The organism is Duganella sp. BJB476, assembly GCF_003416895.1.
Classification (GTDB): Bacteria; Pseudomonadota; Gammaproteobacteria; order Burkholderiales; family Burkholderiaceae_D; genus Rugamonas.
The window spans coordinates 610,950-636,300 of the sequence record NZ_QVIO01000003.1 but is presented as its reverse complement, the minus strand read 5'-3'; the positions used below and the strand labels follow the sequence as shown (position 1 = coordinate 636,300).

At 66.6% G+C, this 25,351-nt stretch carries 21 protein-coding genes; 9 read left to right on the top strand and 12 right to left on the bottom strand.

What is annotated here, in order from left to right; all coding sequences use genetic code 11:
• Positions 1–100 precede the first annotated feature (100 nt).
• Entirely contained in the window at positions 101–382 is a 282-nt protein-coding gene (locus D0T21_RS16155; protein ID WP_116990617.1) for a hypothetical protein, read from the top strand.
• 28 nt (positions 383–410) lie between these two features.
• Here the strand turns inward: D0T21_RS16155 and D0T21_RS16150 are convergent, their stop codons facing one another.
• A complete protein-coding gene (locus D0T21_RS16150; RefSeq protein ID WP_229211497.1) occupies positions 411–1,214 on the bottom strand; it encodes an ABC transporter substrate-binding protein in 804 nt (267 codons plus the stop codon).
• Between the two features lie 60 nt (positions 1,215–1,274).
• A complete protein-coding gene (locus tag D0T21_RS16145) occupies positions 1,275–2,771 on the bottom strand; it encodes a hypothetical protein (protein WP_147328116.1) in 1,497 nt (498 codons plus the stop codon).
• A gap of 177 nt (positions 2,772–2,948) precedes the next feature.
• On the opposite strand from D0T21_RS16145, the gene D0T21_RS16140 reads away from it, so the two are divergent.
• The 4 genes from D0T21_RS16140 to D0T21_RS16125 all read left to right on the top strand — a co-directional run bounded on the left by D0T21_RS16140 (position 2,949) and on the right by D0T21_RS16125 (position 7,793).
• Positions 2,949–3,323: a hypothetical protein gene (locus D0T21_RS16140; RefSeq protein WP_116990614.1), complete on the top strand. Its 375-nt coding sequence runs from the start codon at positions 2,949–2,951 to the stop codon at positions 3,321–3,323.
• A gap of 149 nt (positions 3,324–3,472) precedes the next feature.
• Positions 3,473–5,146: an MFS transporter gene (locus D0T21_RS16135; RefSeq protein WP_116990613.1), complete on the top strand. Its 1,674-nt coding sequence runs from the start codon at positions 3,473–3,475 to the stop codon at positions 5,144–5,146.
• A gap of 5 nt (positions 5,147–5,151) precedes the next feature.
• Positions 5,152–6,351, top strand: coding sequence for an HlyD family secretion protein (locus D0T21_RS16130; protein WP_116990612.1), 1,200 nt, complete (start codon positions 5,152–5,154; stop codon positions 6,349–6,351).
• The gene (locus D0T21_RS16125; protein WP_229211496.1) at positions 6,348–7,793 is read left to right on the top strand and encodes an efflux transporter outer membrane subunit; all 1,446 of its coding nucleotides are present in this window, start codon (positions 6,348–6,350) and stop codon (positions 7,791–7,793) included. Before D0T21_RS16130 ends, D0T21_RS16125 begins: the two co-directional genes overlap by 4 nt.
• 10 nt (positions 7,794–7,803) lie before the next feature.
• Here the strand turns inward: D0T21_RS16125 and D0T21_RS16120 are convergent, their stop codons facing one another.
• From D0T21_RS16120 to D0T21_RS16100, 5 genes are read right to left on the bottom strand one after another with little or no spacing between them, the layout of a single operon-like run.
• Complete coding sequence (locus D0T21_RS16120; RefSeq protein ID WP_116990610.1) at positions 7,804–8,262, bottom strand: GyrI-like domain-containing protein; 459 nt, start codon at positions 8,260–8,262, stop codon at positions 7,804–7,806.
• A gap of 16 nt (positions 8,263–8,278) precedes the next feature.
• A complete protein-coding gene (locus tag D0T21_RS16115) occupies positions 8,279–11,413 on the bottom strand; it encodes an efflux RND transporter permease subunit (protein WP_116990609.1) in 3,135 nt (1,044 codons plus the stop codon).
• Positions 11,414–11,422: 9 nt separating this feature from the next.
• The gene (locus D0T21_RS16110; RefSeq protein ID WP_116990608.1) at positions 11,423–12,580 is read right to left on the bottom strand and encodes an efflux RND transporter periplasmic adaptor subunit; all 1,158 of its coding nucleotides are present in this window, start codon (positions 12,578–12,580) and stop codon (positions 11,423–11,425) included.
• Positions 12,581–12,588: 8 nt separating this feature from the next.
• Positions 12,589–14,037, bottom strand: a complete 1,449-nt coding sequence (locus D0T21_RS16105; protein ID WP_116990607.1) for an efflux transporter outer membrane subunit — start codon at positions 14,035–14,037, stop codon at positions 12,589–12,591.
• Positions 14,034–14,732, bottom strand: a complete 699-nt coding sequence (locus tag D0T21_RS16100) for a CerR family C-terminal domain-containing protein (RefSeq protein WP_116990606.1) — start codon at positions 14,730–14,732, stop codon at positions 14,034–14,036. Before D0T21_RS16100 ends, D0T21_RS16105 begins: the two co-directional genes overlap by 4 nt.
• A gap of 167 nt (positions 14,733–14,899) precedes the next feature.
• Here D0T21_RS16100 and D0T21_RS16095 point away from each other — a divergent pair, with 167 nt between their 5' ends.
• Together D0T21_RS16095 and D0T21_RS16090 are read left to right on the top strand one after the other, a co-directional pair.
• Positions 14,900–16,354: a DUF1800 family protein gene (locus D0T21_RS16095; RefSeq protein ID WP_116990605.1), complete on the top strand. Its 1,455-nt coding sequence runs from the start codon at positions 14,900–14,902 to the stop codon at positions 16,352–16,354.
• Positions 16,355–16,373: 19 nt separating this feature from the next.
• Positions 16,374–17,654, top strand: a complete 1,281-nt coding sequence (locus D0T21_RS16090; RefSeq protein ID WP_116990604.1) for a DUF1501 domain-containing protein — start codon at positions 16,374–16,376, stop codon at positions 17,652–17,654.
• Between the two features lie 165 nt (positions 17,655–17,819).
• Here D0T21_RS16090 and D0T21_RS16085 read toward each other — a convergent pair whose 3' ends face one another.
• Genes D0T21_RS16085 through D0T21_RS16075 form a run of 3 tightly spaced genes read right to left on the bottom strand, consistent with a single transcriptional unit; the run spans position 17,820 to position 20,442 of the window.
• Positions 17,820–19,172 carry a hybrid sensor histidine kinase/response regulator gene (locus D0T21_RS16085; RefSeq protein ID WP_116990603.1) on the bottom strand — a complete coding sequence of 451 codons (1,353 nt, stop codon included), beginning with the start codon at positions 19,170–19,172 and terminating at the stop codon, positions 17,820–17,822.
• Between the two features lie 56 nt (positions 19,173–19,228).
• Complete coding sequence (locus tag D0T21_RS16080) at positions 19,229–19,975, bottom strand: 2OG-Fe dioxygenase family protein (RefSeq protein ID WP_116990602.1); 747 nt, start codon at positions 19,973–19,975, stop codon at positions 19,229–19,231.
• An 8-nt stretch (positions 19,976–19,983) separates the two neighbouring features.
• Positions 19,984–20,442, bottom strand: coding sequence for a MarR family winged helix-turn-helix transcriptional regulator (locus D0T21_RS16075; RefSeq protein WP_116990601.1), 459 nt, complete (start codon positions 20,440–20,442; stop codon positions 19,984–19,986).
• A gap of 129 nt (positions 20,443–20,571) precedes the next feature.
• Here D0T21_RS16075 and D0T21_RS16070 point away from each other — a divergent pair, with 129 nt between their 5' ends.
• Both D0T21_RS16070 and D0T21_RS16065 read left to right on the top strand, forming a co-directional pair.
• Positions 20,572–21,684, top strand: coding sequence for an HD-GYP domain-containing protein (locus D0T21_RS16070; RefSeq protein WP_116990600.1), 1,113 nt, complete (start codon positions 20,572–20,574; stop codon positions 21,682–21,684).
• 13 nt (positions 21,685–21,697) lie between these two features.
• Positions 21,698–23,638: a CHASE domain-containing protein gene (locus tag D0T21_RS16065; RefSeq protein WP_116990599.1), complete on the top strand. Its 1,941-nt coding sequence runs from the start codon at positions 21,698–21,700 to the stop codon at positions 23,636–23,638.
• Here the strand turns inward: D0T21_RS16065 and D0T21_RS16060 are convergent.
• Positions 23,629–24,444, bottom strand: a complete 816-nt coding sequence (locus D0T21_RS16060) for a sugar phosphate isomerase/epimerase (protein WP_116990598.1) — start codon at positions 24,442–24,444, stop codon at positions 23,629–23,631. The two genes, D0T21_RS16065 and D0T21_RS16060, sit on opposite strands and share 10 nt — an antisense overlap.
• Positions 24,444–25,283 (bottom strand): phytanoyl-CoA dioxygenase family protein, encoded by an 840-nt coding sequence (locus tag D0T21_RS16055; protein WP_116990597.1) that lies wholly within the window; start codon positions 25,281–25,283, stop codon positions 24,444–24,446. Before D0T21_RS16055 ends, D0T21_RS16060 begins: the two co-directional genes overlap by 1 nt.
• Between the last annotated feature and the right edge of the window lie 68 nt (positions 25,284–25,351).

Below are 25,351 nucleotides of genomic sequence, written 5' to 3'. Positions count from 1 at the left end.
GGAGCGCGGCCAGCACGTCTTCTATTACTAAAGCGTAATGTGTTGCATTGGATGAATTAATTAAAATCCCGCCACGACAAAATGCGCATCATGCCAATATATGACAAACGAAAAATTTGAGAAATTCAGGGTGTTTGCCGGAAACTTCACCTTTCTGAATTTCCTGGCCGCGATTTTAGGGATGGCCTATTTCGGCGGTGATGCGCTCAATGGAAAAGAGGAGAATGGGCATTTTTTCCTTTCCTATCATGGTAAGTTGACCGAGGTCAGCGAGAATGTATTTATCTATAGCCAATATCATTGCGCTTCCATTTTTGTTTCGATTGGTATCGTCCTGATACTGCATCTGATGAGTAAATCGGCTGCAAAAAAAAGCAGTTAAGCTTGATCTTCTCCATGTGGATGGCGTCTTAATTCGGTGCGCGCTGGCGCCTGGCTTCCTCCTCGCGCTTCTGGATGCGCGCCAGCGCCGCGTTGATGCGGTCGATGATGCCGTCGTCCTTGGCGCGGGCGATGGCGAAGAACTGGCCGCTGTCGGTGGCCAGGGGCTTGGGCAGCACGCTGAAGCCGGCGTTGGCGGCGGCGCCGATGGCCGGCAAGCGCGGAGCCATGAAGGCGCGGATGTCGTTCTCGAGGTCTTTCGCGCTCAGGCCGTCGGGCTGGAACAGCAGCACCACGTCCACGCGCTTGAGCATCAGGCGCGTGAGGCGGGTGCCGCGCGAGGAGATGTCTTCGTCGGTGCGGAACAGCTTGCCGCGCGCGGTGTCGAATTCCGGGCCGTAGCTATAGCCGCGCACCGTGCCGACGGTCTTGCCGCGCAGGTCCTCGAGACGGCTGAAGGGGAAGGTGGCGTCGCTGCGCGTGACCAGCCACAGGCTGTTGTGGCTGGCGGTGTCGGAGTAGCGCAGCGCGCTCAGGCGATCGGCGGTTTTCGGCAGGCCATACACCAGGCCGACGCCGTCGATGGCGTAGCGCTCGGCGCGCGCCCACGGATAGGTGCGCGGCTCGAACGTGACGCCCAGCTCCTGGGCCACCGCATCGAGCACCTTGCGTTTGACCGCCGGCATCGGGCGCGGCTTGCCTTGCTCATCGAGCGTGTCGCCGATCAGCAGCGGCACCACCGGCAGCGCCGATGCGGCCGGGGCGGCATGCACCAGCGGGATGCAGGACAGCACGGCGGCGAGCAGGGTACCCGGTATCGGCAATCGTTTCATCGGCAATTGAGCAGTGGCTATCGGCCGATTATTACATGCTTCCTGCAAGCGCCCCAAGGTTTATGGCGCGTTGCCTAATGCTCGTGAGCGGGCGGCAGCTTCCACTGCCGGGACGCGGGGGATCGTGTCGGTGGCGGCTTGGGCGGTGTGGGCGTTGGCGCCGGTATCGTTGATGTTGTAGGCCGCGATGGCTGCGGCCAGGGCGGGATTGGCGCGCAACGGATCGTTCTGCAGTGTGCTGGCCTGCACTGTCGCCACTTGCGTGGCGGCGTTCTGCTCGGTTTGCGCCTGGGCCGCCGCGCTTTGGGCGGCGCTCGCCTGCTGCGCTGCTGTCGCGGCGGCCGCGTTGGCTGCTGCGAGATTGGCTGCGGTGGCCTGGGCGGCGCTGGCCTGCTGCGCCACGACGGCGGCTGCGGCGTTGGCGGCTTCCGGCGTGGTGGCGGCGATCTGCGCGGCGAGAGCTTGCTGTGCTGCGGCGGAGGCGGCAGCGCTCTGGGCGGCCAAGGCGTCGGCGGCGGCTTGGGCCGCCTGCGCCTGCGCGACAGCCGAGGCGGCGGCCTGGTTGGCCGCAGCCAGATTGGCGGCGGCGTCTTGTTCGGCAGTCGCTTGCTGGGCCGCCGTGGTGTTGGCGGCGTTTGCGGCGCCCGCGGCCGCTGCCAGGGCGGCGGCATTGCGCGCGATGGCGGCCTGCGCCACCGCTTGGGTGCTGGCCGCGGTTGCCGCGCTCAGGTCGGACGATGACTGCTGGCGCGCTGCCTGTGATGCCGCGGCGGCGTCTGCCGCCTGTGCGCCGGCCTGCGTGCTGGCTTGAGCTTGGTCCTGACTGCCGGCCTGCTGCGGATTGACGAGGGGCGAAGGCGGCGCCTTGGCCGCCACATCGGCTGGCGTCAGGGACGCCTGCTGGCGGGCGGTGAGCGCTTCCACCGCGCCGGTGCCGGCGGCGCTCAACTGTTCGACAAAACGCGTCGCCAGTTCGCTGAAGGTATTGAGCGTGTTTTGCAAGGTTTGCGTGGTGTTCTGCTGATCGGTGTTGAACGAGGCCCGCAGCACTTCATTGTCCAGCGACAGGCCGCCGCTCGCATCCGACAGCAGCGGCGCTTGCAAGGTGACGCCGATCTGCGCCAGGCTCCGCGCCGCCGTCTGCTGAGGCTGCGTCGCGTCGTTGCCGAAGGTCTGTTGTTGCAGGCTTTGCACCAGCTTGTTGAGCAGCGACGGTCCTTGCAGCTGAGCCTGGTTGAAATCTACCGCTGGCAGCAAGTTGAATGCGTTCACCACGTTTTGCGTGGTGTCATTCAAGGTTGCGGCGGCTTCACGGGGCTCGGCGCCGTTGGCGACCGTTGTCTGCAGCTGGGCCAGTTGCTCCTGGGACTGCGATACCGTCAGCAGGAAGCTGGCCACCGGCGATAGTTCGATGGTGACCGAGGCCGCTGGCGGTGCATCGGTGGCCGAGCCGGCGGCGGCCACTTGATTGGGATGGACCGCTGTCACGGCGGCGCTCTCCGCCAGCGGAGTGACGCTGTCTGGCGTCGTCAACGACGCTGATGAGATGGGAAACATGCCGCTCTCCTGGGCTGGGTGTATCGCCCAGCATGCTCCTTTCAGGCGCTGTCGTCCGTGTGCCAGTTCACATAGTGGACCGATTGTCTTTCTGTTCGTTTCCGCACGGTTAAGTCCCGGCTATGCGCCTATCGTAGCCCCTGCAGTTCCAACATTCACCCGAAAAAGGAAAGCATCATGGAAAACAGCATCGACAGCAAAATCAGTTCCGCCCGCGACGGCGTCACCCAGATCGGCAACAACCTGCGCGCCGACGCGCATGCGGCCATCGACAAGGTCGCCGACAAGGTCCCGCCCACCACCGACCGCCTGGCCAACCGCGCCCACACCGGCGTCGACAAGGTGGCCGATGGCGTCAACAAAGTGGCCGATACTGTGGAAAGCTCTTCCAGCCGCCTGATCGCGCGCGGCAAACAAGTGAGTGAGAGCTACAAGGCACTGGCCGAATCGGGTCGCGGCCGCGTGCGCGCCCATCCGGCCGTGTCCGTCCTGCTGGCCGCCGCCGCCGGCTATGGCCTGTCCAAGCTGCTGAGCTCGCGCAGCGCCAAGTAACACCGGGCCGGCGCCGGCCGGCTCTTCCCTCGTCCTCCAGCCTATCCCTTTTGGCTAAACTGTAAAATACGCAACAATGGCGTGCATAGTGATATGCTCGTCATTACGCAGTTTACGCCCCGCAAAAATAGAATCAGGATCAGCTGAGCATGGACGTTTACGCTCCACAAGTATGGCTTCCGCATGAGCGTCCCTCCTTGCCGGGGTCGCCGTCGACACCGCTGCACACGGCCGAGCGCCGCCTGGCGTTCCTGGTGATCGGCTTCATCGTCGCCGTCACCGGCGGGCTGGGCAACGCGCTGGTGTCGGTCAACCTGCCTTACCTGCAAGGCTCGCTGGGCGTGTACTCAGCCGAGATCCAGTGGCTGCCGGCCGCCTACGTGATGGCCAATGTGTCGATGAACCTGCTGCTGGTGAAATTCCGCCAGCAGTACGGCCTGCGTCTCTTTACCGAACTGTTCCTGGTGCTGTACGCGCTGGCCACCGTGGCCCATTTGTTCGTGCACGGCCTGGCCTCGGCCATCGCGGTGCGGGCGGCGCACGGCATGAGCGGCGCGGCGCTGACCACCCTCGGCCTGTACTACACCTTGCAGGCCTTCCCGGCGCAGCACCGGCTCAAGGCGGTGGTGTTCGGCATCGGCTTCTCGCAGCTGGCGCTGCCGATGGCGCGGCTGTTCTCGTCGGAGCTGATGGAGTTCGGCGAATGGCGCGGCCTGTACTTCTTCGAGCTGGGCCTGGCCCTGTTGTCGCTGGCCTGCGTGCTGGTGCTCAAGCTGCCGCCGGGCGATCGCGTCAAGGCTTTCGAGAAAATGGACTTCCTCACCTTCGGCCTGTTCGCGCCCGGCGTGGCCTTGCTGTCGGCGGTGCTGGCGCTGGGCCGCACCGTATGGTGGTTCGAATCGCGCTGGCTGGGCCTGTGCCTGGCCGGCGCCATCGTGCTGATCGCCGCCGCGCTGCTGGTCGAGCATAACCGCGCGCGCCCGCTGATCAACACGCGCTGGCTCACCAACGGCAATATCGCCAGGCTGGCCATGTCGGTGCTGCTGATCCGCGTGGTGCAGTCGGAGGCCAACGGCACCGTGGGCTTCCTGCAGGCGCTGGGCTTGAACAACGACCAGATGCAGATGTTGTGGATCATCGTCATGATCGGCACCGTGGCCGGGCTGGTGGCCAGCGCGCTGACCATCACGCCGGCGCGCATCCCGTTGCAGCTGATGTTCTCGCTGGCGGTGATGGCGGTTGGCGCCTACATGGATTCGGACGCCACCAACCTGACCCGGCCCGCCGACCTGTATGTGAGCCAGTTCCTGCTGGCCTTCGGCGGCGCCTTCTTCATCGGGCCGACGTTTGTCTCGGGCTTCGGCGCGGTGATCGCGGCGCCGAATAACCTGGTCAGCTTCTCGGTCATGTTCAGCATCACGCAGACGCTGGGCAGCCTGCTTGGTTCGGCAGCGGTTGGCACGTTCCAGGTGGTGCGCGAGAAATTCCACTCCAGCATACTGGTCGAGCATCTGACCCTGCTCGATCCGATGGTGGCGGCGCGCATCCAGAGCGGCGGCGCCAGCGTGGGCGCGGCGCTGGCCGATCCCGCCGCCCGCAGCGCGACCGGCGTGGCGGCGCTGGGCGCGGCGGCCACGCGCGAGGCCAACATCCTCGCGTACAACGATGTCTTCCTGATGATTACCCTGGTGGCGCTGCTGACACTGGCCTGGATGCTGGGCCGCTATCTGTGGTCGGTGTGCGTGGTCTGTCCGGGTAGCCCGGCGCACAACGCGCAAACCGGCATGGCCAATGTCTCTCTCAATAATTCCGGATCACGCTGACCCTTATGGCTAACAATACCCCCGACAATTCCTCTTCCTCCGAAACCCGCGTCGCGGCGGTGGCGGCTGCGGCTGCGGCGGCCGCCGTTGCCGCCGCAGCGCCCACCGCGCCGGCGCCGGACCGGCGCGCGCAGATCGTTTCGGCGATCGCGTTTTCGTTCGTGGCGCTGGTCGGCGTGCTGATCGTGCTGTATGCGTGGCGGCTGCCGCCGTTCAGCACCGCCATCGTCTCCACCGAGAACGCGCTGGTGCGCGGCCAGGTCACGCTGATCGGCACCCAGCTGCCCGGCTACGTGGTCGACGTGCGGGTGCAGGATTTCCAGCAGGTGAAGCAGGGCGACTTGCTGGTGCTGATCGACGACCGCATCTACCAGCAGCGCTACGATCAGGCGCAGGCGCAGCTGGCGGCGCAAAAGGCGGCGCTGGCCAACTGGGAGCAGGCGCGCCGCACAGCGGAAGCGGGCGTGGCGCTGAACCAGGCCACCGTGGCCAACGCGGAAGCGCAGGCCGCCAAGTCGGTGGCCGATTTGAGCCGCGTGAATTCGCTGGCGGCCGACGGCTCGCTGTCCTTGCGCGAACAGGATTCGTCCAAGGCGGCCAAGGTGCAGACGGCGGCGGCGGTGCAACAGGCGCGCGCCAGCCTGGAGATCGCCAAGCAGCAAGTGCAGACGGTGGTGGTCAACAAGCTGTCGCTGGAGGCGGCGGTGGCGAATGCGTCGGCGGCGCTGAAGTCGGCCAAGGTGGACCTGGATAACACCCGCATCACGGCGCCGGAGGACGGCCAGCTGGGCCAGGTCACGGTGCGCAAGGGCGCCTACGTCAACACCGGCGCGCAGTTGATGGGATTGGTGCCGCGCCAGATGTGGGTGATCGCCAATTTGAAGGAGACGCAGATGAACGGCGTGCAGGTCGGCCAGAGCGCCACCTTCAAGGTCGATGCGCTGGACGGCGCGCTGCTGACCGGCCAGGTGGAGCGGATTTCGCCGGCCACCGGTTCGGAATTCAGCGTGCTGCCGGCCGATAACGCCACCGGCAATTACGTCAAGATCGCGCAGCGCATACCGGTGCGCATCCGCATCGATCCGGGCCAGGCCAAGGCGCGCCGGCTGGCGCCGGGGATGTCGGTGGTGGTCAGCATCGATACTTCGGCGGAGCTGAACGACGCGAGCGCCGCGCCGGCCAAGACCGCCGGAGTCAAGCCATGAAAGGCTATGCAGCATCGGAGCGTCGGTCCGGCGCGCGGCGGCTTGCTCCACTGGCCGTCGCCTTGGCTGGGAATGGCTCGCTGGCGTTGGCGCTGTTGATCGGCGGTTGCGCGGCCAAGGCGCCGCCGGCGCCCGCGTCGAGCTTGCAGACGCCGTCCGCGTGGCGCACCGCCGCCGAGACGGCGCAGGGCGCGGCCGTGGAGGCGCAATGGTGGCAAGCTTTCGGCGATCCCGCACTGAGCGCGCTGGTGGCCGCCGCGTTGGAACACAACGGCGACCTGCGCATCGCGCGCGCCCGCGTCACGCAGTACCGCGCGCTGGTGGGCGTGGCCGCCGCTGGGCAGAAGGCCAACGTCTTCGTCGACACCGCGCCGACCCGCACGCGCCAGCTGGCCTACAACGGCGTTCCCTATGTCACCAACGTCTACCAGGCCGAGTTCCAGGCCAGCTATGAAGTCGACGTGTGGGGCCGCCTGGCCGCGCTGACCGACGCCGCCACCGCCACCTATCAGGCGGAGCAGGCCAACGCCGATGCGGCCGCGTTGTCGATCGCCGCCACCGTGGCCTCGGGCTACCTGAACCTGCGGGGACTGGACGCCCAACTGGCGCTGACCGAAGCCACGCTGAAGCTGCGCGAAGAATCGCGCGACCTGGCCAAGCGCCAGTTCGACGTCGGCTACAGCTCGCGGCTGGAATGGCTGCAGGCACAAGCCGAATACCAGACCACCGCCGAGCAGGTGCCGCAGCTCAAGCGCTCCATCTTCGAACAGGAAAACGCGCTGTCCATCCTCACCGGCGGCAATCCCGGCCCGGTGGCGCGCGGGCTGGAGCTGGTGCAGTTGTCCGCGCCGGCGGTGCCGGCGGGGCTGCCGTCCGAACTGCTGCGGCGCCGGCCGGATATCGCGCGCGCCGAATTCAACCTGGTGGCGGTCAACGCCAACCTGGCCGCCACGCGCGACCAGCTGCTGCCGTCGTTCAAGCTGACGATGGTGGGGGGAGTGCAGAATCTGAAGTGGCACGATTTCATCAACGCGCCGACGGCGTTGTGGCGCTTGACCGGCGCCGTGGTCGCACCGGTGTTCGAGGGCGACCGCGTGCAGTACCAGACCGACGCAGTGGCGGCGCAGCGGGACCAATCGATCTATGCGTATGAAAATGCGGTGCGCACCGCCTTTGCCGAAACCGACAACAGCCTGGGTGCGCTGGCGCGCCTGAAGGAACAGGCGGTGCAGAACGACGCGCGCCGCGCGACGGCGGCCGAAACGCTGCGCATTGCGCATAACCGTTATCGCAACGGCTACGCGTCGTATCTGGAGGAACTGGACGCCCAGCGCACGCTGTACAACGCCGACGTCGGCCGCCTGCAGCTGAAGACGCGCATGCTGGTGGCGTCGGTGGATTTGTACCGCGCCATGGGCGGTGGCTGGATGGCGCGGCCTTAAGTCCGGTGGTTTATTTCACCGGGATGCAGAGCTCCGATTCGAACACGCCGGTGGCCGGGTCCATCGCGTAATCGGCCGGATAGCGCTCGAAGCACGGGCCGGCATCGACCTTGCCCTCGGCATGCAGTTGGCCGAAGAACTCGCCCCAGGCCGCAGGCACCTGGTCGCCGGTGCCCTTGAACTTGGCGACGGCGTAGCGGCCGGCAGGAATCATGGCTTCCTTTGCCGGCTCCTTGATCGGATACTCGGCCGAGACTTCGATACAGGCGTCGTAGCGGCACTCCTCCGGCGGCGTGGTGCTTGGATCGTCCTGCGCCACGCCGTAAGTGACCTTGCCCACCAGGCCAAAGGCTTTCTGCCACGGCGTGAACACCTCTTTCCAGAACTCGCCGATCGGCGCGCCGAACGGCCCCTTGTAGCGCAGGTAGGCTACGCGGACTGCCGGTAAATCCTTGATTTCATATTCCATCTCGATCTCCTTTCGTTTAGTGTCCGCCGCCGGCGATCTTGCGCAGCGGCGTCGCGGTTGCTTCGGGGGGCGGCGCCGGCGTGCGGCGCAGCTTGCCCATCAGGCGTTGCAGCAGGTGTTCCAGGTCGTCGATGTAGGTGAACACGGCCGGCACCACCAGCAGGCTCAATAACGTCGATGTGATCAGGCCACCGATCACCGTGATCGCCATCGGCGAACGGAAGCTCGGATCGGCGCCCCAGCCCAGCGCCAGCGGCATCATGCCGGCGCCCATCGCGATGGTGGTCATCAGAATCGGACGGCTGCGCTTGTGGCAGGCGTCGACCAGGGCATCGAAACGGCTCATGCCTTCCTGACGCGCCAGAATAGCATAATCAACCAGCAAGATTGAGTTCTTTGTAACGATCCCCATCAGCATGATCAGGCCGATCATCGACGGCATCGACAGCGCGCGGCCGGTGATCAGCAGCGCCACGAAGGCGCCGCCGATCGACAGCGGCAGCGCCGCCAGAATCGTCATCGGCTGCATGAAGTCCTTGAACAACAACACCAGCACGCAGTAGATGCACAACACGCCGATCAGCATGGCGATGCCGAAGCTGGCGAACAGCGAAGCCATCTCCTGGGTGTCGCCCAGTTCGGCGATCTTCACCGACGGCGGCAGGTTCATCATGGTCGGCAGCGCGCGCGCTTCGGTGTTCACTTCGCCCAGCGAGCGTTTGCCCAGTTCCACTTCCAGCGTGACGTTGCGGCTGCGGTTGAGGCGATTGATCTGCGCCGGGCCGCTTTCCATCGTGATGGTGGCGACGGTGGCCAGCAAGACCGGGCCGTTCTTGCCCGGCACCGTCAGGCGGCCGATGGCTTCCAGGTCGGCGCGCACGGCGTCCGGCAGCTTGACGCGGATCGGCACCTGGCGTTCCGGCAGGTTCATCTTGGTCAGGTCGGTGTCGTAGTCGCCGGCGGTGGCCACGCGCACGGTCTGGCCGATCGACGCGGCGGTCACGCCCAGGTCGGCGGCCTTGGCGAAGTCCGGCGTGACGATGATCTCAGGGCGCACCAGCGAGGCGCTGGAGCGCACGTTGCCGACGCCTTTGAGCGTGCGCATTTCACGCTCCACTTTTTGCGCCGTCTCTTTCAGCGCGACCGGATCTTCGCTGCGCAGCACCAGCTGCATCTTGACGCCGTTGTCTGGCGGGCCGACCTTGAAGCGGGCGCCGGGAATGGCGTTCAACTTGGCGCGGATTTCCGCTTCCAGGTCGGGCATCGATTCCTTGCGGTCATTGCGGTGCACGGTGGTCAGCGTCAGCACGGCGTTGCGCGCTTCGGCCGCGGTGCCGGGGGCGAAGGCGTCGCCGCTGGAGCCGCCGCCGATGGAGCTGAAGATCGCCTTGATGCCTTTGACTTCCATCGCGGCCTTGCGGGCGCGCTCGGCGACCACGCTGGTCTCGGCCAGCGTGGAGCCGGGCGGCAGTTCCAGGTTGATCTGGGTCTGCGAGCGGTCGGCGGCCGGTACGAAGCCGGTCGGCAGCAGGCCTACCAGCATGATCGATCCGGCGAAGAACGCGGCCGAGGCGATCGCCGTCACCAGGCGGTGTTTCAGGCACCAGCGCATGACGCGGATGTAGCGCGTCATCAGCCAGCCGTCTTTTTCTTCCGCATGCGCGATCGGCTTGAGGATGTAGGCGGCCATCATCGGCGTCAGCAAACGGGCCACCACCAGCGAGGCCAGCACCGCCACCACGGCGGTCCAGCCGAACTGCTTGAAGAACAGGCCGGGCACGCCGCCCATGAAGGCGGTCGGCAGGAACACCGCGACCAGCGCGAAGGTGGTGGCGATCACCGCCATGCCGATTTCGTCGGCCGCTTCCATCGCCGCTTCCATCGGGGTTTTACCCATGCGCAGGTGGCGCGCGATGTTTTCGATTTCGACGATGGCGTCGTCGACCAGCACGCCCACCACCAGCGCCATCGACAGCAGCGTGACCATGTTGAGCGTGTAGCCGAACAGGTACAGGCCGAGGAAGGCCGGCATCACCGACAGCGGCAGCGCGGCGGCGGCCACCAGCGTGGCGCGCCAGTCGCGCAGGAACCACCACACCACCAGCACCGCCAGGATGGCGCCTTCGTACAGCAGCTCCATCGAGCCGTTGAAGTTTTCTTCGACCGGGAAGGCGTTGTCGATCACCGGCTTCAGTTCGACGCGCGGATTGGCGCGTTTCAGTTCTTCGACGGCGGCGCGCGCACCCTTGGCGACGGCCAGTTCGCTGGCGCCCTTGGTGCGGAAGATTTCAAAGCCGATCACCGGCACGCCGTCCTGCAGCGCGATGGCGCGCGGCTCGGAGACGGTGTCGGTCACCGTGGCCACCTGGTCGAGGCGCACGCGGCGGCCGTCGGTCAGCGGCAGTTCGATGGCGGCCAGCGCGGCCGCGCTCTGCACGGTGGCGATGGTGCGCACCGATTGCTCGGCGCCGCTGACGTCACCGCGTCCACCCGGCGCTTCCTTCTGCACCAGGCGCAGTTGACGCGAGACGTCCAGCGCGGACACGCGCAGGGCGGCCATGCGGGCGTCGTCCAGTTCCACGCGGATCTCGCGCTTCACGCCGCCGACGCGCTTGACCGCGCCCACGCCGGGCACCGCCAGCAAACGCTTGGAGACGGCGTTGTCGACGAACCAGCTCAGTTCCTGCTTGTCCATCTTCTCGCCGGGCGCATTGGAGGCGGAGGCGGTGAAGGTCATGATCACGCGGCCGGCGGTGGAAGCCTTGGTCACGGTCGGATCGCGCAGCTCGGCCGGCAGGTCGGCCTTGACGCGGGCCACGGCGTCGCGCACTTCGTTGACGGCGTCAGCGATCGGTTTTTCAAGGATGAATTCGACCACGGTGGTGGACACGCCGTCCAGCACCGTGGTGGAGATGTTCTTCACGCCTTGCAGCGTGGCGACCGAGTCCTCGATCTTGCGGGCGACTTCGGTTTCCAGCTGGGCCGGCGCGCTGCCGTCCAGCGTGGCGCTGATGGTGACGATGGGCAGTTCAATGTCAGGGAAATCCTGAACCGGATTGGCCTTGAAGGCCATCAGCCCGGCCAGCGTCAGCAGCGCGAACAGCATGATCGCCGGGATCGGGTTCTTGATCGATAGGGAGGAAAAATTCATGGCGTGTCCTTACTTCGCGGCCAGCTTGGCGGCCGGCGCGGTCTCGGCGACGTTGTGTACCAGGTCGCCGTCGTTCAGGAAGCCGGCGCCGCGCACCACCACTTGCGTGTCGGCGGCCAGGCCGCCCAGCACTTCGATGCGGTCGCCCAGGCGACGGCCCGGTTGCACCTTGATCTGGCTGACATGCTGGTCGGCGTTGAGGCGGAACACGAAGCTGAAGCCGTCGCGCACGACGATGGCCTGCTGCGGCACCGTCATCGCATCCGAGGTGCCCAGTTCGAACTGGCCGCTGGCGAACATGCCGGCCTTGAACGGCGCATCCTTGGCGGCGGCGCTGGCCGGCAGGTCGACGTAGACCAGCGCGGAGCGGGTCTGCGCATCGACGGTCGGCGCGATCATGCGCACCTTGCCGGTGACTTCGCTGCCGTTGGCGGCCTTGACGACGGCGCCGGTGCCGGTCTTCAGGTTGCGCAGGTCGGAGGCCACCACTTCGGCGCGCCATTCCAGGCGGCCCTGGCGGATCATGCGGAACAGTTCCGTGCCGGGGCCGGAGACCGCGCCGACCGTGGCGCTGCGCGCGGAGATCACACCGCTGTCCGGCGCCACGACTTTCGTGTACTTGAGGCGTAGCTGCTGGCTGGCCAGCGCGGCCTTGGCCGAGGCGATGCGGGCGTTGGCGGTTTGTTCGGCGGTGGTGTATTGGCTGATCTGCTGCGCGCTCAGGGCGCCGGTGTTTTGCAGCGTGCGCGCGCGGGCCGCGTTGGCGACGGCGTCGGCGGCGTTGGCTTCGGCTTCCTGCACGGCGGCCCTGGCCTGCGCCAGGTCGGCGTTGACGCTATCGGCCGAGAACACGGCCAGCACGTCGCCGGCTTTCACGACGTCGCCGACGTTGACGCGCACTTCGGTCAGGCGCAGGCCGTTCGATTCGCTGCTGACGCTCGCTTCCTGCCAGGCGGCGACGTTGCCGTTGGCGGCCAGCTTGATCGGCAGGCGCGCGGCCGACGGCTTGGTGGTGGTGACGGTCAGCGCCGGCTTGGCGGTTTCCGCTTTCTTGTCGTCGGCGGCCTGCGTGGCGGACGGGTAGAACGCCATGCCGGCGCCGCCGATGACGAATACGGCCAGCAATGCGTAGGCGACCGGTTTCAGATTGGTTTTCAGGTTGTTCATGATGGCTCTTATTGTGGGTTGGCGCTGGCGACGGCAGGGGCGCCGTCGGTCGGGGCGGTCCAGCCGCCGCCGGCGGCGCGGTACAGCGCTACCCAGGCGGTGCTGCGCTCGCGCTGCAGGTTGATGACGGTTTGTTCGGCGGCCAGGCGGGTGCGGCGCGCGTCCTCCAGTTCGAACAGGCTGGCCAGCCCGTTCTTGTAGCGGTCTTCCACGGCGGTGAAGTTGACGCGGTAGCCTTGCAGCGCGGCCTGCGCGTCGCCGGCGCGTTCGCCGGTGGCGTCCAGGTTGACCAGCGCCTGTTCCACTTCGCTCACGGCCTGGCGCACGGTGGCGCGGTAGCTGGAGACGGCGGCGTCGTAGCGGGCGCTGGCCGCGTCGACGTTGGCGCGGCGCTTGCCGGCGTCGAAGATCGGCAGCGACACCGAGACCGGGCCGATGGTCCAGGTGTCGGTGCCGGTGTTGACGCCGCCGGCGCGGAAGTTGCCATAGCCGATGGAGCCGGACAAGGCCAGGCGCGGATAGCGCTGCGCCTGCGCGGAGCCGACATCGGCGCTGGCGGCGCTCACTTCGCGTTCGGCGGTGAAGACGTCGGGACGCTGGCTCAGCGTGCGCGCCGGCAGTTCGGCGATGGCGATGGCCGGCGCGCTGGCGGCGGCGCCGGCGGCTGCAGATGCGCCTGCGGCCAGCTTGCCGCGCAGTTCAGGTTCGCCGATGGCGGTCAGCGCCACCAGCGCCTTGACGTTGACGTCGCAGGCGGCGCGCTGGGTGATATAGCGGTTGTTGCCGTCGGCCGCGCTGGCGCGTGCCAGCGCCAGGCTGGCCGGCGACTGGAAGCCTGCCTTGGCGCTCAGCTCCGTCAGGCGCGCGGTGTCGCTGCGCGAGGCGGCGTCCTGTTTGGCCACGGCCAGCAGCTGCTCGCAGGCGCGCAGGCCGTAGTATTGGTTGGCCACTTCGGCCGCCACCGAGACGCGGGCGTCGTGCCAGCCGGCGTGGGCGCTGTCGAGGCGCGCTTGCGCCGCATCGCGCGCGGCGCGGTTGCCGCCGAACAGATCGATCTCCCACGAGGCCTGCAAGGCCGCCTGTGAAGTGGTCCCCATCGGCAGCGTCGATTGCTGGTTGGAGCGGCTGGCGCTGATCGTTGCGTCCAGCGACGGCGCCAGCGCGGCGCCCGCCGCCACGCGCTCGGCGCGCGATTGCGCGATGCGCGAGCCGGCTGTGGCGATGGTCGGGCTGACGGCTTGCGCCGATTCGATCAGCTGCACCAGCAGCGCGTCGGCCTGGCGGCTCCACCAGCTGGCCAGGTCGGCCTGGCTGCCGTTATGGGGGAGTTGCGTCGGCAATGGAGCCTGCCACTGCTGCGGCGCCTGTGCGGCCACGTGCGGCGCGGGCGCCTGCGTGGCGCAGGCGCTGAGCGAGGCGACGACGGCCAGCGCCGCCGCCCGTAAGAATATCGTCATGCTTTTCCTTGTTGAAGTTTGGTTTTCTCGGCCAGCACCATGGCTTCGGCAAAGCCGACCAGGTACTGCCCCCATGTGTCTATCGCTTCCGTCGTGGCCAGCAGGTGCGGCGTGATCGAGGCGATGATGTCGCGTCCGACCATGATCTGCACGGCCATGCCGGCGAGGGCGTAGGCCAGGCGGTGCACGTCGTCGGTGGGCTGCTCCAGGCCCAGGTGACGGCTTAGCGCGACCACCATCGCCTGATGCTCCGGCTTGATGTTGTTGTCGATTTCCTGCTGCCACAGCCCGGTGGGTTCCAGCATCTCCCGGTAAAACAAACGCAGGAACAGTTGCGCATCCTCGCCCGCCATCAGCGGCGCCAGCATCTGCCGGTAGTAGCCCTCCAGCGTCTGCCGCAGCGTGAAATGCGGCTGGGCGAACAGCGCGATATTGTCCGGCTCCGGCTGGCACATGAAGCTGAAGCAGGCCTGGTACAGCCCCGCCTTGTCGCCGAAGTAGTAGCTGATCGCGGCGACGTTGGCGTTGGCCGCCTGGGCGATCTCGCGGGTCGAGGTTTTGGAAAAGCCCTGCGCGGCGAACAGGCGCATGGCCGCTTGCAGCAGCCGCTCGCGCGATTGCTCGCCGTCCGAACGTGGCTTGCGGCCGTCGTCGGCTGGCTGGCTAGTATCGATGGAAGTGGGTTTAGCGTTCATGGGCGGCATTACAACACATAATTTAAACGATTGATATAACTAAATCAGTTGTTTAATTTATTTGTGAACGAATGCTAACAGCCGCTTACAACCGATACATGGCAGTCGTTTGAGGCCCAGCAATATTGCGTTATAAAGTAAATATATTTTTCGACAGGAGCGCCGCCATGAACTTCTACCGCTGGATCGCCGTGGCCGCCGTGGCCTCCGCCGCCGCTTCCGCCATCGCGGCCGAGCCGCTGACGCCCGAGCAGGCCGCCGCCCATGTGCTGAACCGCATCGGCTACGGCCCCAAGCCGGGCGACATCGAGCGGGTGACGCAGATGGGCGTGCAGCGCTACATCGATACGCAGCTCGCGGCCGGCGCGCCGCTGCCGCCGGCATTGAGCGCGCGCCTGGCCAGCCTGGACGCGGTGCAGCAACCGGCCGGCGTGGTGATGCGGCGCTTCCTGGAAGTGCGAGCGATGGCCAAGGACGAGTCGGACGGCGACAAGGCCAAGCGCCGCGAAGTGGTCACCGCGATTGCGCAGCAGACGGCGGAGGCGCGCATCGCCCGCGCGGTCGACAGCCCGAACCAGCTGGAAGAAGTGATGGTCGATTTCTGGTTCAATCACTTCAACGTCTTCGCCGGCAAGGGCGTCGACCGCGCGCTGATCGCCAGTTACGAGCGCGACGCGATCCGCCCTTACGCGCTGGGGAATTTCCGCGACCTGCTGGGCGCCACCGCGCACCATCCAGCCATGCTGTACTACCTGGACAACTGGGTCTCCACCGCCAATGGCTACATTCCGCGCGGCAGAAAACAGGGCGGCCAGAAGGCCAAGAGCAGCGGCCTGAATGAAAACTATGCGCGCGAGCTGATGGAGCTGCACACCATGGGCGTCGACAGCGGCTACACGCAGAAGGACGTGACCGAACTGGCGCGCATGCTGACCGGCTGGACCTACGACAACCGCGAACTGGTCGCGCGCAACCGCACCTTCGCCTTCGACCCCGCGCGCCACGACCGCGACGACAAGGTCTGGCTGGGCCGCCGCATCAAGGCCGGCGGCCAGGAGGAGGGCGAGTACGCGCTGGACGTGCTGGCGATGCTGCCGGCGACCGCGCATCACCTGAGCTTCCAGCTGGCGCAGTACTTCGTGCAGGACCAGCCGCCGCCGGCGCTGGTGGACCGCATGGCCAAGAGCTACATCGACAGCAAGGGCGATATCCGCAGCGTGCTGCGCACCCTGTTCGCCAGCGCCGAGTTCATGGCGCCGGAAGCGGTGGGCGCGAAGTTCAAGACGCCGTATCAATACGTGATCTCGGCGGCGCGCGCCAGCGACACGGCGCCGTCGGACATCAAGCAAACATTGGGCGTGCTGACCCGCCTCGGCATGCCGCTGTACGGCTGCCAGACGCCGGACGGCTACAAGAACACGCAGGACGCCTGGCTCAATCCCGATGCACTGAGCCGCCGCATCGCCTTCGCCACCCAGCTGGCGCCGGCGCTGGATGTGCAGGCCTTGCAGGCGACACTGGCCGGTTCGATCTCGGCCAAGACGCAGGGTGCGATCGCCGGCAGTCCGCCGCCATTGCGTGCGGCCATGCTGCTGGGCAGTCCCGATTTCATGCAGCGCTAATCATCGTCTGGAGACCATCATGCAACGCAGAGACTTCCTCAACACGCTGGCCGCCGGCGCCGGACTGGTGATACCGCTGGGCCGCCACGCCTGGGCCGCGACGGCCGCGACGCCGAACGCCGACGCCACCGGCCGCAAGCTGATCGTGGTCATGCTGCGCGGTGCGGTGGACGGCTTGAACGTGGTCGCGCCGGTGGCCGACGCCAACTACGCGCGCCTGCGCCCGAGCATCGCATTGGCCAAGCCGGGCGACGACAACGGCGCGCTGAATCTCGACGGCTATTTCGGCCTGCATCCGGCGCTGGCGCCGCTGCTGCCGTTGTGGGAGCAGAAGAAGCTGGCCTTTGTCCACGCCAGCGGTTCGCCGGACACCACCCGTTCGCACTTCGACGCGCAGGACTACATGGAATCGGCCACGCCCGGCGTCAAGAGCACCGCGGACGGCTGGATGAACCGCCTGGTGGCGACGCTGCCCGGCGTGGCCACGCCGACCCGCGCGTTGAGCATCGGCCCGGTCATGCCGCGCATCCTGTCCGGCCACGCGGCGGCGGTCAACCTGGCCAATGGCGCGGCCGGCACCAAGGCCAATGTGCTGGACCGGCCGGCGGTGAGCAAGGCCTTCGACCAGCTGTACGCGGACAACGCGCGCTTCGGCGCCGCCTACCAGCAAGGCCAGGACGCGCACAAGGAAGTGATGGACGCGGCGGCCGGCAAGATGGTCGGCGGCGGCATGGGCGGCGGCGGGATGTCGGCGGAAATGCAGGCGGCGAACGGTGGCGCACCTTTGCCGAACGGCTTCCCCGACGACGCGGCGCGGCTGGCGGCGCTGATGCGCAACGATCCGAATATCCAGCTGGCCTTCGTCGCGCTGGGCGGCTGGGATACGCACGCCAGCCAGGGCGCGGCGCGCGGCCAGCTGGCCAACCGCCTGCAGCCGCTGGGGCAGGGCCTGGCGGTGCTGGCGCAGCGACTGGGACCGCTGTTCGAGCAGACCACCATTGTGGTGATGTCGGAGTTCGGCCGCACCGCGCGCGAGAACGGCAACGGCGGCACCGACCATGGACATGGCAATGTGATGTGGGTATTGGGCGGTGGCGTCAACGGCGGCAAGGTGCTGGGCGACTGGCGCGGCGTCGGCGACGCCGAGTTGAACGAAGGCCGCGACCTGCCGGTGACGACCGACTTCCGCACCGTGCTGGCGGCGATCGCCGAGCGTCATCTGCGCTTGAGCGACCAGCAGCTGGTGCAGGTGTTCCCTTCGCTGCCGCGCGGCGGCAAGCTCGATCTGCTGCGCGCCTGAGGTGGAACCTGAGCCACCAAAAAAAACGCCCGCTACCTTGACGGTGCGGGCTGAATTCCAATGTTCAGCGAACGGTTGGAGGAGACAGTTCCAACTATATGCCTGTTCATGTTGCGGTGCAATACCGTAGAACTACGGTGTCGAAGCTTCTACAGTATAAAAAAGTCAAACTTTATGGGGCAGCGCCAGCGTGAACGTGCTGCCCTGGCCGAAGTCGCTCTTGAAGAACAGCGAGCCGCCGATCAGGTTGGCCAGGTTCTGGCACAGGTACAGGCCCAGGCCCGCGCCTTCGGCGTGGCGGGTCGAGGTGGAATCGAGCTGCGAGAAGGCCTGGAACAATTTGGCCTGGTCTTCCTCGCGTATGCCGGCGCCGCTGTCGGCCACCGCGAATTCGATGATGTCGCGGCCTTCGCCAGGACGCTTGGCCAGCGTTACCCGGACCTTGCCGGTCTCGGTGAACTTGATCGCGTTGTTGGCCAGGTTGAGCAGGATCTGCGTCAGCGCGCGGCGGTCGGTTTGCAGCACGATGGCTTCGTCGACCAGCTCCACTTCCAGCTCCAGTCCCTTTTGCAGCGCCAATGGGCGCAGCGTGTCGACCACGTCGTTGACCAGGTGCTGGCACTGCACGGTTTCCAGCTCCAGCGTGACCTTGCCGGCTTCGATCTTGGCCACGTCCAGGATGTCGTTGATCAGCGAGAGCAGGTGGCGCGCGCTGGTGCGGATGGTGTTGAGCTGCTTGTCCTGCTCCGGATTCAGCGGGCCGGGGAGCTTCATCAGCAGCGCGCCGGTGAAGCCGATGATGGCGTTGAGCGGCGTACGCAGCTCATGCGACATATTGGCGATGAAGGCCGATTTCATCCGGCTCGCTTCGGCCAGCTCCAGGTTCTTCAGCGCGATCTCGCGGTTGATGGTTTCCAGCTCGCCGGCGTGGTGCGCCAGCCGCATATTCAGTTCGATCACCTGGCGTTCGCGCGCCTGCAGCTCGCTGTTGACCTGTACCGCCTGTTCGTAGGTGGAGATCAGCAGGTCGAGGATTTGCTGGCGCTCGGCGTTGATGAAGTGCTTCTGGTCGCCCAGGTACAGGGCGATGCCGATCTCCATGTTCTGGTTCTTGCGCAGCTTCTGGTTCATCAGCATGTGGCCGATGCGGTTCAACAGATAGTCTTCGGCGTAGGGCTTGCGGATGAAATTGTCGGCGCCGCACTCGATGCCGCGGATGATGTCCTTGGGGTCCATCAGCGAGGTCACCAGGATCACCGGGATGTCGCGCAGTTCGGGGTCGGCCTTGATGGCGCGGCACAGCGTGTAGCCATCCATCTCCGGCATGACGATATCGGACAGCACCAGGTGCGGCTTGCGCTCGCGGATCGCATCGAGCGCCAGTTGGCCGTTGCCGGCCACGCGGGCGCCGTAGCGCATTGACTGGATCAGGCGGCGCAGGCGTTCGGCCTGGGTCGGGCTGTCTTCTACGATGAGGATTTCGATTTCGTCGGGCTGAATTTCGTAGCTGGTGTCCACTGACCACCCTCCTGAATGCGTATATTGGCTGTCGTGACTATATCGGATTTAATCCTTCAGGGGGGACTTTCCTGCCCCTGGAAGCCGCCGGCGCGCCAGGTCAGCACCAGCGTATCGCGGTGGCCGTGCTCTCCCAGCGGCTGGATCGGCGTCGATTCGTGGATCACGCTCGCATCGTCCAGCAGCAGCATGGTCCACGGCTCGGTCATGGTGAAGCGCTTGCCGTTCGGCCCATCGGCTTCGAAAATGCGCGTCTCGCCGCCCTTGATCTGTTCGCGGCCGATCAGCAGCACGGCGACGAAATCGACGCCGTCGCGGTGCGCGCCTTCCGGCGTCGGCCGGCCGATGCCGTCGGTGGTGTCGATGCGGAACTGGTGCGCCTCGACGTACCACGGATCGCTGTTGCGGCGCGCTGCGCTGCACAACTGGCCGATGCCGCGCACCAGCGCCTGCCACGCGGGCTGCGCCACGGTGGCCGGCTGCATCGGCTCGAACAGGCGGTTCATGCCGCCGTGCAGGGCGTTGTATTCCAGCGGCTGCCAGTGGGCGCGATGCGCGGTTTGCGTCAGCTCGGCGCCGTTCTGGACGAAGCAGGAATGGCGGCGGCGCCGATAGCGGCCGCCGTCCTTCAGGTAGTTGTCCAGTTCCAGCGCGTCCCAGCTGGGGATCAGCGCGTTCAGCGCGGCCAGCGGCACGCCTGCCAGCGCCGCCACGTCCTGCGGCGGCATGACCGCGTAGCCGTCCTTGCGCAATGCGTCGGCCACGTGGAGGGGATGGGTGTAGATCGGATTGGAGGTCGTCATCGGCTCTCTCAGCTGGCGGACATCAGGCTGGCGCGCAGCGCGTCCAGTTGCTGCTTCATGCCGACCACTTCATCCAGCGTGCACTTGGTCGCCTGCAGGATGGACGGCGGCAGCTTGGCCGCCTCGTGGCGCAGCGCGTCGCCGTGCGGCGTCAGCGTGATGATGACCTGGCGCTCGTCGCTGGCGGCGCGGGTGCGGGTCAGCAGCTCGGCCGCCTCCATGCGCTTGAGCAGCGGCGTCAAGGTGGCCGAATCGAGGAACAGGCGCTCGCCCACCTCCGACACGGTCAGCTCGTTTTTCTCCCACAGCACCATCATCACCAGGTACTGCGAATAGGTCAGGCCGAGGCCGCGCAGCAGTTTGCGGTACAACTTGCTCATCGCCAGCGAGGTCGAATACAGCGCAAAGCATAGCTGGCCGTCCAGCTGCGGCACGGCGGAAAGGGCGGGGTGTGTTTTGGTATCCATGCGCACAGTATAGGTAGTGCACTATACAATTGCAAGCTAGCCGAGAAAAAATGTTTTGCGGGCAAATTCCGTCGGCGGTTATCATCTATCATGCTAGCGATAGAGACCAATCCCAGGGAGTAGTGGCGGATGAACATCAAAAAGGCCATCGTGCTGGTCGTCGACGAGGCGCCGGACAACCTGATCTTGATGCACGGGCTGCTGCAGGACCAGTACGAGGTCAAGCTGGCCAACAACGGCGGCGCAGCGCTGGCCATCATGCAGCAGGTGCCGCGTCCGCACCTGGTGGTGCTGGACACGGCGCTGCCGGAAATCGACGGCTACAGCGTGTGCCAGCAGCTCAAGTCCAGCCCGGACACGGCCGACATTCCCGTCATCTTCCTGCAAGGGCAGGCCGACGAGGGGCGCGCCATGCTGGAAGGCGGCGCCGACGTCGTGCTCAAGCCCATCGTCGGCGAGGTGCTGCGCGCGCGGGTCGACACCCATCTGCAACTGCGCCACTCGCGCGAACTGCTCAAGCAGCAGCGCAACCTGCTGGAGCACGTGGTCGAGGAAGTTACGGCGGAACTGAGCCAGATGCTCGACGCGATGATCTGGGCGCTGGCCTCGCTGGCCGAGACGCGCGAATACGAAACCGCCAACCACTTGCGTCGCGTGCAGCATTATGTGGCTGCGCTGGGGCGCCAGCTGCAATCGCACAAGCGCTTCGAGGAGGAGCTGAGCGAGGCCAATATCAAGTCGCTGTTCAAGGCCGCGCCGCTGCACGACATCGGCAAGGTGTCGATTCCGGACGCCATCCTGCTCAAGCCGGACCGTCTGACGGACGAGGAATTCGCCGTCATGAAGCTGCACACCGTCTACGGGCGCGACGCCATCGTCAACGTCGAGCACCACCTGGGCTACACCAACACCTTCCTGCGCTACGCGCGCGAGATCACGTATTCGCACCAGGAGAAGTACGACGGCTCCGGCTATCCGCAAGGCCTGGTCGGCGACACGATTCCGATGTCGGCGCGGCTGATGGCGGTGGCCGACGTCTACGATGCGCTGATCTCCAAGCGGGTCTACAAGCCGGCCTTCACCCACGAGACGGCGATGGAGATGATACGGCAGGGCAGCGGCGAGCATTTCGATCCCGACGTGGTCGACGCCATGCTGACCATCGAGGAAGAGTTCATGGCCATCGCCGAGCGATACAGCGATCACGCGCCGGGCGGCGCGGCGCCGGACATCGTGGCCTAGAACACAACGCCATATGAAACGATCGCGCGGCTACCTGGCGTTCTTTCTTGGCATATTCCTCACTGCCGCGACCTGCTATTTCGTGGTCGTGACGCAGCGCCAGCAGGTGCAGGCGAACTTCCAGCGCGACGCCGAAAAGGTGGCGCGCGACGCCGAGGTGCGGCTGCAAACCTATTTCGACGTGCTGCTCGGTATCAAGGGCATGTACGCGCTGGAAGACCGCATCGACCGCGGGCGCTTTCACCGCTTCGTGGCGGAGCTCAAGCTGGACCGGCGTTATCCCGGGTTCCAGGCGATCCAGTTCGTGCGGGTGGTGCCGGATGCGCAGCTGGCCGCGTTCAGCGCCGCCGTCAAGGGCGATAGCGCCATCGCGGCCGGCGGCTATCCGGATTTCAAGGTGCACCCCGCCAGCGTCCGCAGCCCGCACTACATCATCGAATACACCGAACCGCTGAAGGGCAACGAGAACGCCTTCGGCCTGGACCTGGGCGCGCTGCCGCCGCACCTGAAGGCGCTGGAGCTGGGCCGCGACAGCGGCGAGATCGTCGCCACCGAGCGCATCACGCTGGTGCAGGACGCCAGCGGCCAGCCGGGCTTCGTCGCGCGCGCGCCGGTCTACCGCGCCGGCCTGCCTTTGCAGACGGCCGAGCAGCGCCAGGCCGCGCTGTTCGGTTTTGTCGCCATCGTTTTCCGCGTCAATACGCTGATGCGCGAGGTGATCGATGCGCCGCTGCTGGAGCATATGCGGGTGCGCATCGACGACGACGGCTACGACGATACCAAGGACGCGCCGCCACCCGGCGCCGACACGCTGCTCTACGACAGCGCTACCCTGGCCGTGATCCGCCAGCCGCGCGGCGCGCCGCTGGAAGGGCTGGCGTCGCAGAAGGCGCTGATGGTGGGGCAGCGCCGCTGGCAGTTGCGCATGGAAGGATATGGCGGCGCGCGCTACAGCAGTTCGCCGCTGCCGGTGCTGCTGATCGGCGTGGTGGGCCTGATCATCAGCGCGCTGATCGCGGCCTTGCTGGTGTCGACCCGGCGCGTGATCGACGCCAAGCACGGACTGGAATACAGCCTGGCCGAACTGGAACGGCAGAAGGGCAATGTGGAGCAGGCACGCAGCGATTTGTCGGTGGTGGCGGAAACGCTGAAGCAGGCGCAGACCAATCTGCTGACGTCGGAGAAGATGGCGTCGCTGGGCGCGCTGGTGGCCGGCGTGGCGCACGAACTGAATACGCCGATCGGCAACAGCCTGCTGACCGCCAGCGCCCTGAGCGACATGGTGCGCGATTTCGAGCGGCGGCTGGCCACCGACGGCGGCTTGAAACGTTCGGTGCTGGAGGCGCACCTGGGCGACGCCCGCAAGGCCTGCGACATCATGGGCAGCTCGCTGACGCGGGCGGCCGACCTGATCACCTCCTTCAAGCAGGTGGCGGTGGACCAGGCCAGCGGCCAGCGGCGCCGCTTCCGGCTCGACGAGGTGGTGCACGATACGCTGGCCACCTACGCGGCGCAGCTGCGGCGCTGCGGGTGCGAGGTGCGCGTCGACGTGCCGCCGGGGCTGGATTTCGATTCCTATCCGGGCAGCTTGAGCCAGGTGCTGAGCAATTTGATCGGCAACGCGCTGCTGCACGGCTTCGACGGCCGCGATAGCGGCGCCATCGTCATCGAGGCGCTGCGCGAGGAGGCCGATGCGGTGAAGCTGACCTTCGCCGACAACGGCGTCGGCATGTCGGCCAGCACGCTGCACAAGGTCTTCGATCCCTTCTTCACCACCAAGCTGGGACAGGGCGGTTCGGGGCTGGGGATGAATATCGTTTATAACATTGTCACCGGCATGCTGCGCGGGACCATACGGGTCGAATCGGAAGCCGGCAGGGGCACCACCGTCACGCTGGTGCTGCCGATGCGGGCGCCGGAAGGCGCGCCGCCGGAGCCCGAGCTTCAGTTATAGCGTCGGCGCAGCAGTTCCAGCATCGCCACGTTCAGCTCCCATGCGTTGGAGATTTCCTTCTGCGTGTAGGGCAGCGTTTGCGTGTACGGCACCGGGCCGAATTCCGGCGTCAGCGTCATGCGCTGCGCGCCGGCGGCGCGGCGCAGCCGTATCACTTCATCCCACCACGATAGGTGCGCTTCCAATGCAGCCTGCGATTCCGGCGCGCGGAAGTCGGCCACCTGCGGCCCTTGCTGGTGGCCGACGCGGGCGTGGATGTGGCGCACATGCGGCAGCGTGACGGCCAGCGTGTGCGGCTGGTCTTCCAGCAGCGATTCGCAGGCGCAGCACCAGTGCGACAGGTCGGCCGTCAGTTGCAGCTCGGGCATCTGCTGCAGGTAGGGCAGCAGCAGCATCGGGTGGCCGCTGAAACGGCTGCGGTGGATTTCGTGCACGATGGGCACGCCGTGCTGGCGCGAGATGGCGGCCGCCAGTTCCAGCAGCTCGCGGTTCTGCGCCGGCGTGAAGTAGTCCTTGCCGGTGTGCGAGTTGACGTGCAGCGGCTTGGCGGCGCAGGCGTTGTGCAGCAGCTCGGCCAGCGCAGTGCGGTGCGGCTCGAAGGTCGGGTGGAACACTGTCTCCCATTGGGCGGCAATCAGGCCAAGGCCGGCGGCGGTGATGCGGCCGGTCCAGTCCTCGCGGGCGGCGGCGTCCAATGGCAGCGACATTTCGATGCCATCGAAGCCCGCTTGCTTGACGCGGTCGACGAACACTTGCGGCGCCAGTTCGTTGTTGCCCCAGTGGGCGGCGAAAATCTGGACCTGCATTACAGGAAGCCCCGCACCGGGAAGGCGGCGTCGCGCTGTATCCAGTTCTGCGGCGAGTATTCGGTGGCGCCGTCGGTCACGTGCAGCGTGTAGGCGTGGCGCGAGACGGTCGAGCGGTTCGGCGCGCTGTAGTGCGGCAGCAGGCCGTGGAAGCATACCAGGCTGCCGGCCTTGCATTCGAGCGGCACGGCGGTGCTGTCGTCCGGCCAGGGCAGGTCGCTCAGTTTTTCCATGCGCACGTCGTCGCCGTTGCGAAGGAAGCGCTCGCGCATCGGGCCGCGATGGCCGCCCGGCTCGGCCCACATGCAGCCGTTTTGCAGGGTGGCGTCTTCCAGCGCGAACCAGAAGGTGGTCACGCTGACCGGGTTGGTGTCGAAGTAGGTGGCGTCCTGGTGCCAGCGCACTTCGCCGCCGATGCCGGGCTGCTTGAAGATGTACATCGACTGCCATACCTGGGCGTCCGCCAGGCCCAGGTCGCGCGCCACGGCGGCCAGCCGCACGTCGGTGGAGAAGGCGCGGAACACCGGGTCCAGGTCGTGCATGGCGTGGCCGATCTTGTTGATTGACAGCGCCTTGTCCTGTTTCAGCTGGCCGTCCGGGCCGAAGGCCTCTTCCTCGAAGAAGCACCGCACCGTATTGTCGGAGCCGAGGAAGTAGTCGTCGGTGGTCTTTTCCTGCTCGATGGTGCTGAAGATGCCGGTCTTGGCGTTCGGGTCGAATTCATTGACAATCTGCGCCGCCCGCGCACGCAGCGCGGCGATCTCCTGCGGAGCCTTGAAGTTGGGCAGCACGATGTAGCCGTCGCGTTGATATTGTTGTTTTTGTGCGTCTGTCAGCATGTCAGGCTCCATAGGGCGTGTGTCGATGTGCCATTGTAGGCCGCGCGCCGGGGCCGAACAATCCGCAA

Coding starts and splice junctions, on each gene's coding strand:
- D0T21_RS16095 (WP_116990605.1), top strand. CDS start 14,900: ATGAACTTCTACCGCTGGATCGCCGTGGCCGCCGTGGCCTCCGCCGCC.
- D0T21_RS16100 (WP_116990606.1), bottom strand. CDS start 14,732: ATGAACGCTAAACCCACTTCCATCGATACTAGCCAGCCAGCCGACGAC.
- D0T21_RS16120 (WP_116990610.1), bottom strand. CDS start 8,262: ATGGAATATGAAATCAAGGATTTACCGGCAGTCCGCGTAGCCTACCTG.
- D0T21_RS16055 (WP_116990597.1), bottom strand. CDS start 25,283: ATGCTGACAGACGCACAAAAACAACAATATCAACGCGACGGCTACATC.
- D0T21_RS16105 (WP_116990607.1), bottom strand. CDS start 14,037: ATGACGATATTCTTACGGGCGGCGGCGCTGGCCGTCGTCGCCTCGCTC.
- D0T21_RS16110 (WP_116990608.1), bottom strand. CDS start 12,580: ATGAACAACCTGAAAACCAATCTGAAACCGGTCGCCTACGCATTGCTG.
- D0T21_RS16145 (WP_147328116.1), bottom strand. CDS start 2,771: ATGTTTCCCATCTCATCAGCGTCGTTGACGACGCCAGACAGCGTCACT.
- D0T21_RS16080 (WP_116990602.1), bottom strand. CDS start 19,975: ATGACGACCTCCAATCCGATCTACACCCATCCCCTCCACGTGGCCGAC.
- D0T21_RS16140 (WP_116990614.1), top strand. CDS start 2,949: ATGGAAAACAGCATCGACAGCAAAATCAGTTCCGCCCGCGACGGCGTC.
- D0T21_RS16150 (WP_229211497.1), bottom strand. CDS start 1,214: ATGAAACGATTGCCGATACCGGGTACCCTGCTCGCCGCCGTGCTGTCC.
- D0T21_RS16155 (WP_116990617.1), top strand. CDS start 101: ATGACAAACGAAAAATTTGAGAAATTCAGGGTGTTTGCCGGAAACTTC.
- D0T21_RS16125 (WP_229211496.1), top strand. CDS start 6,348: ATGAAAGGCTATGCAGCATCGGAGCGTCGGTCCGGCGCGCGGCGGCTT.
- D0T21_RS16130 (WP_116990612.1), top strand. CDS start 5,152: ATGGCTAACAATACCCCCGACAATTCCTCTTCCTCCGAAACCCGCGTC.
- D0T21_RS16090 (WP_116990604.1), top strand. CDS start 16,374: ATGCAACGCAGAGACTTCCTCAACACGCTGGCCGCCGGCGCCGGACTG.
- D0T21_RS16135 (WP_116990613.1), top strand. CDS start 3,473: ATGGACGTTTACGCTCCACAAGTATGGCTTCCGCATGAGCGTCCCTCC.
- D0T21_RS16115 (WP_116990609.1), bottom strand. CDS start 11,413: ATGAATTTTTCCTCCCTATCGATCAAGAACCCGATCCCGGCGATCATG.
- D0T21_RS16075 (WP_116990601.1), bottom strand. CDS start 20,442: ATGGATACCAAAACACACCCCGCCCTTTCCGCCGTGCCGCAGCTGGAC.
- D0T21_RS16070 (WP_116990600.1), top strand. CDS start 20,572: ATGAACATCAAAAAGGCCATCGTGCTGGTCGTCGACGAGGCGCCGGAC.
- D0T21_RS16065 (WP_116990599.1), top strand. CDS start 21,698: ATGAAACGATCGCGCGGCTACCTGGCGTTCTTTCTTGGCATATTCCTC.
- D0T21_RS16060 (WP_116990598.1), bottom strand. CDS start 24,444: ATGCAGGTCCAGATTTTCGCCGCCCACTGGGGCAACAACGAACTGGCG.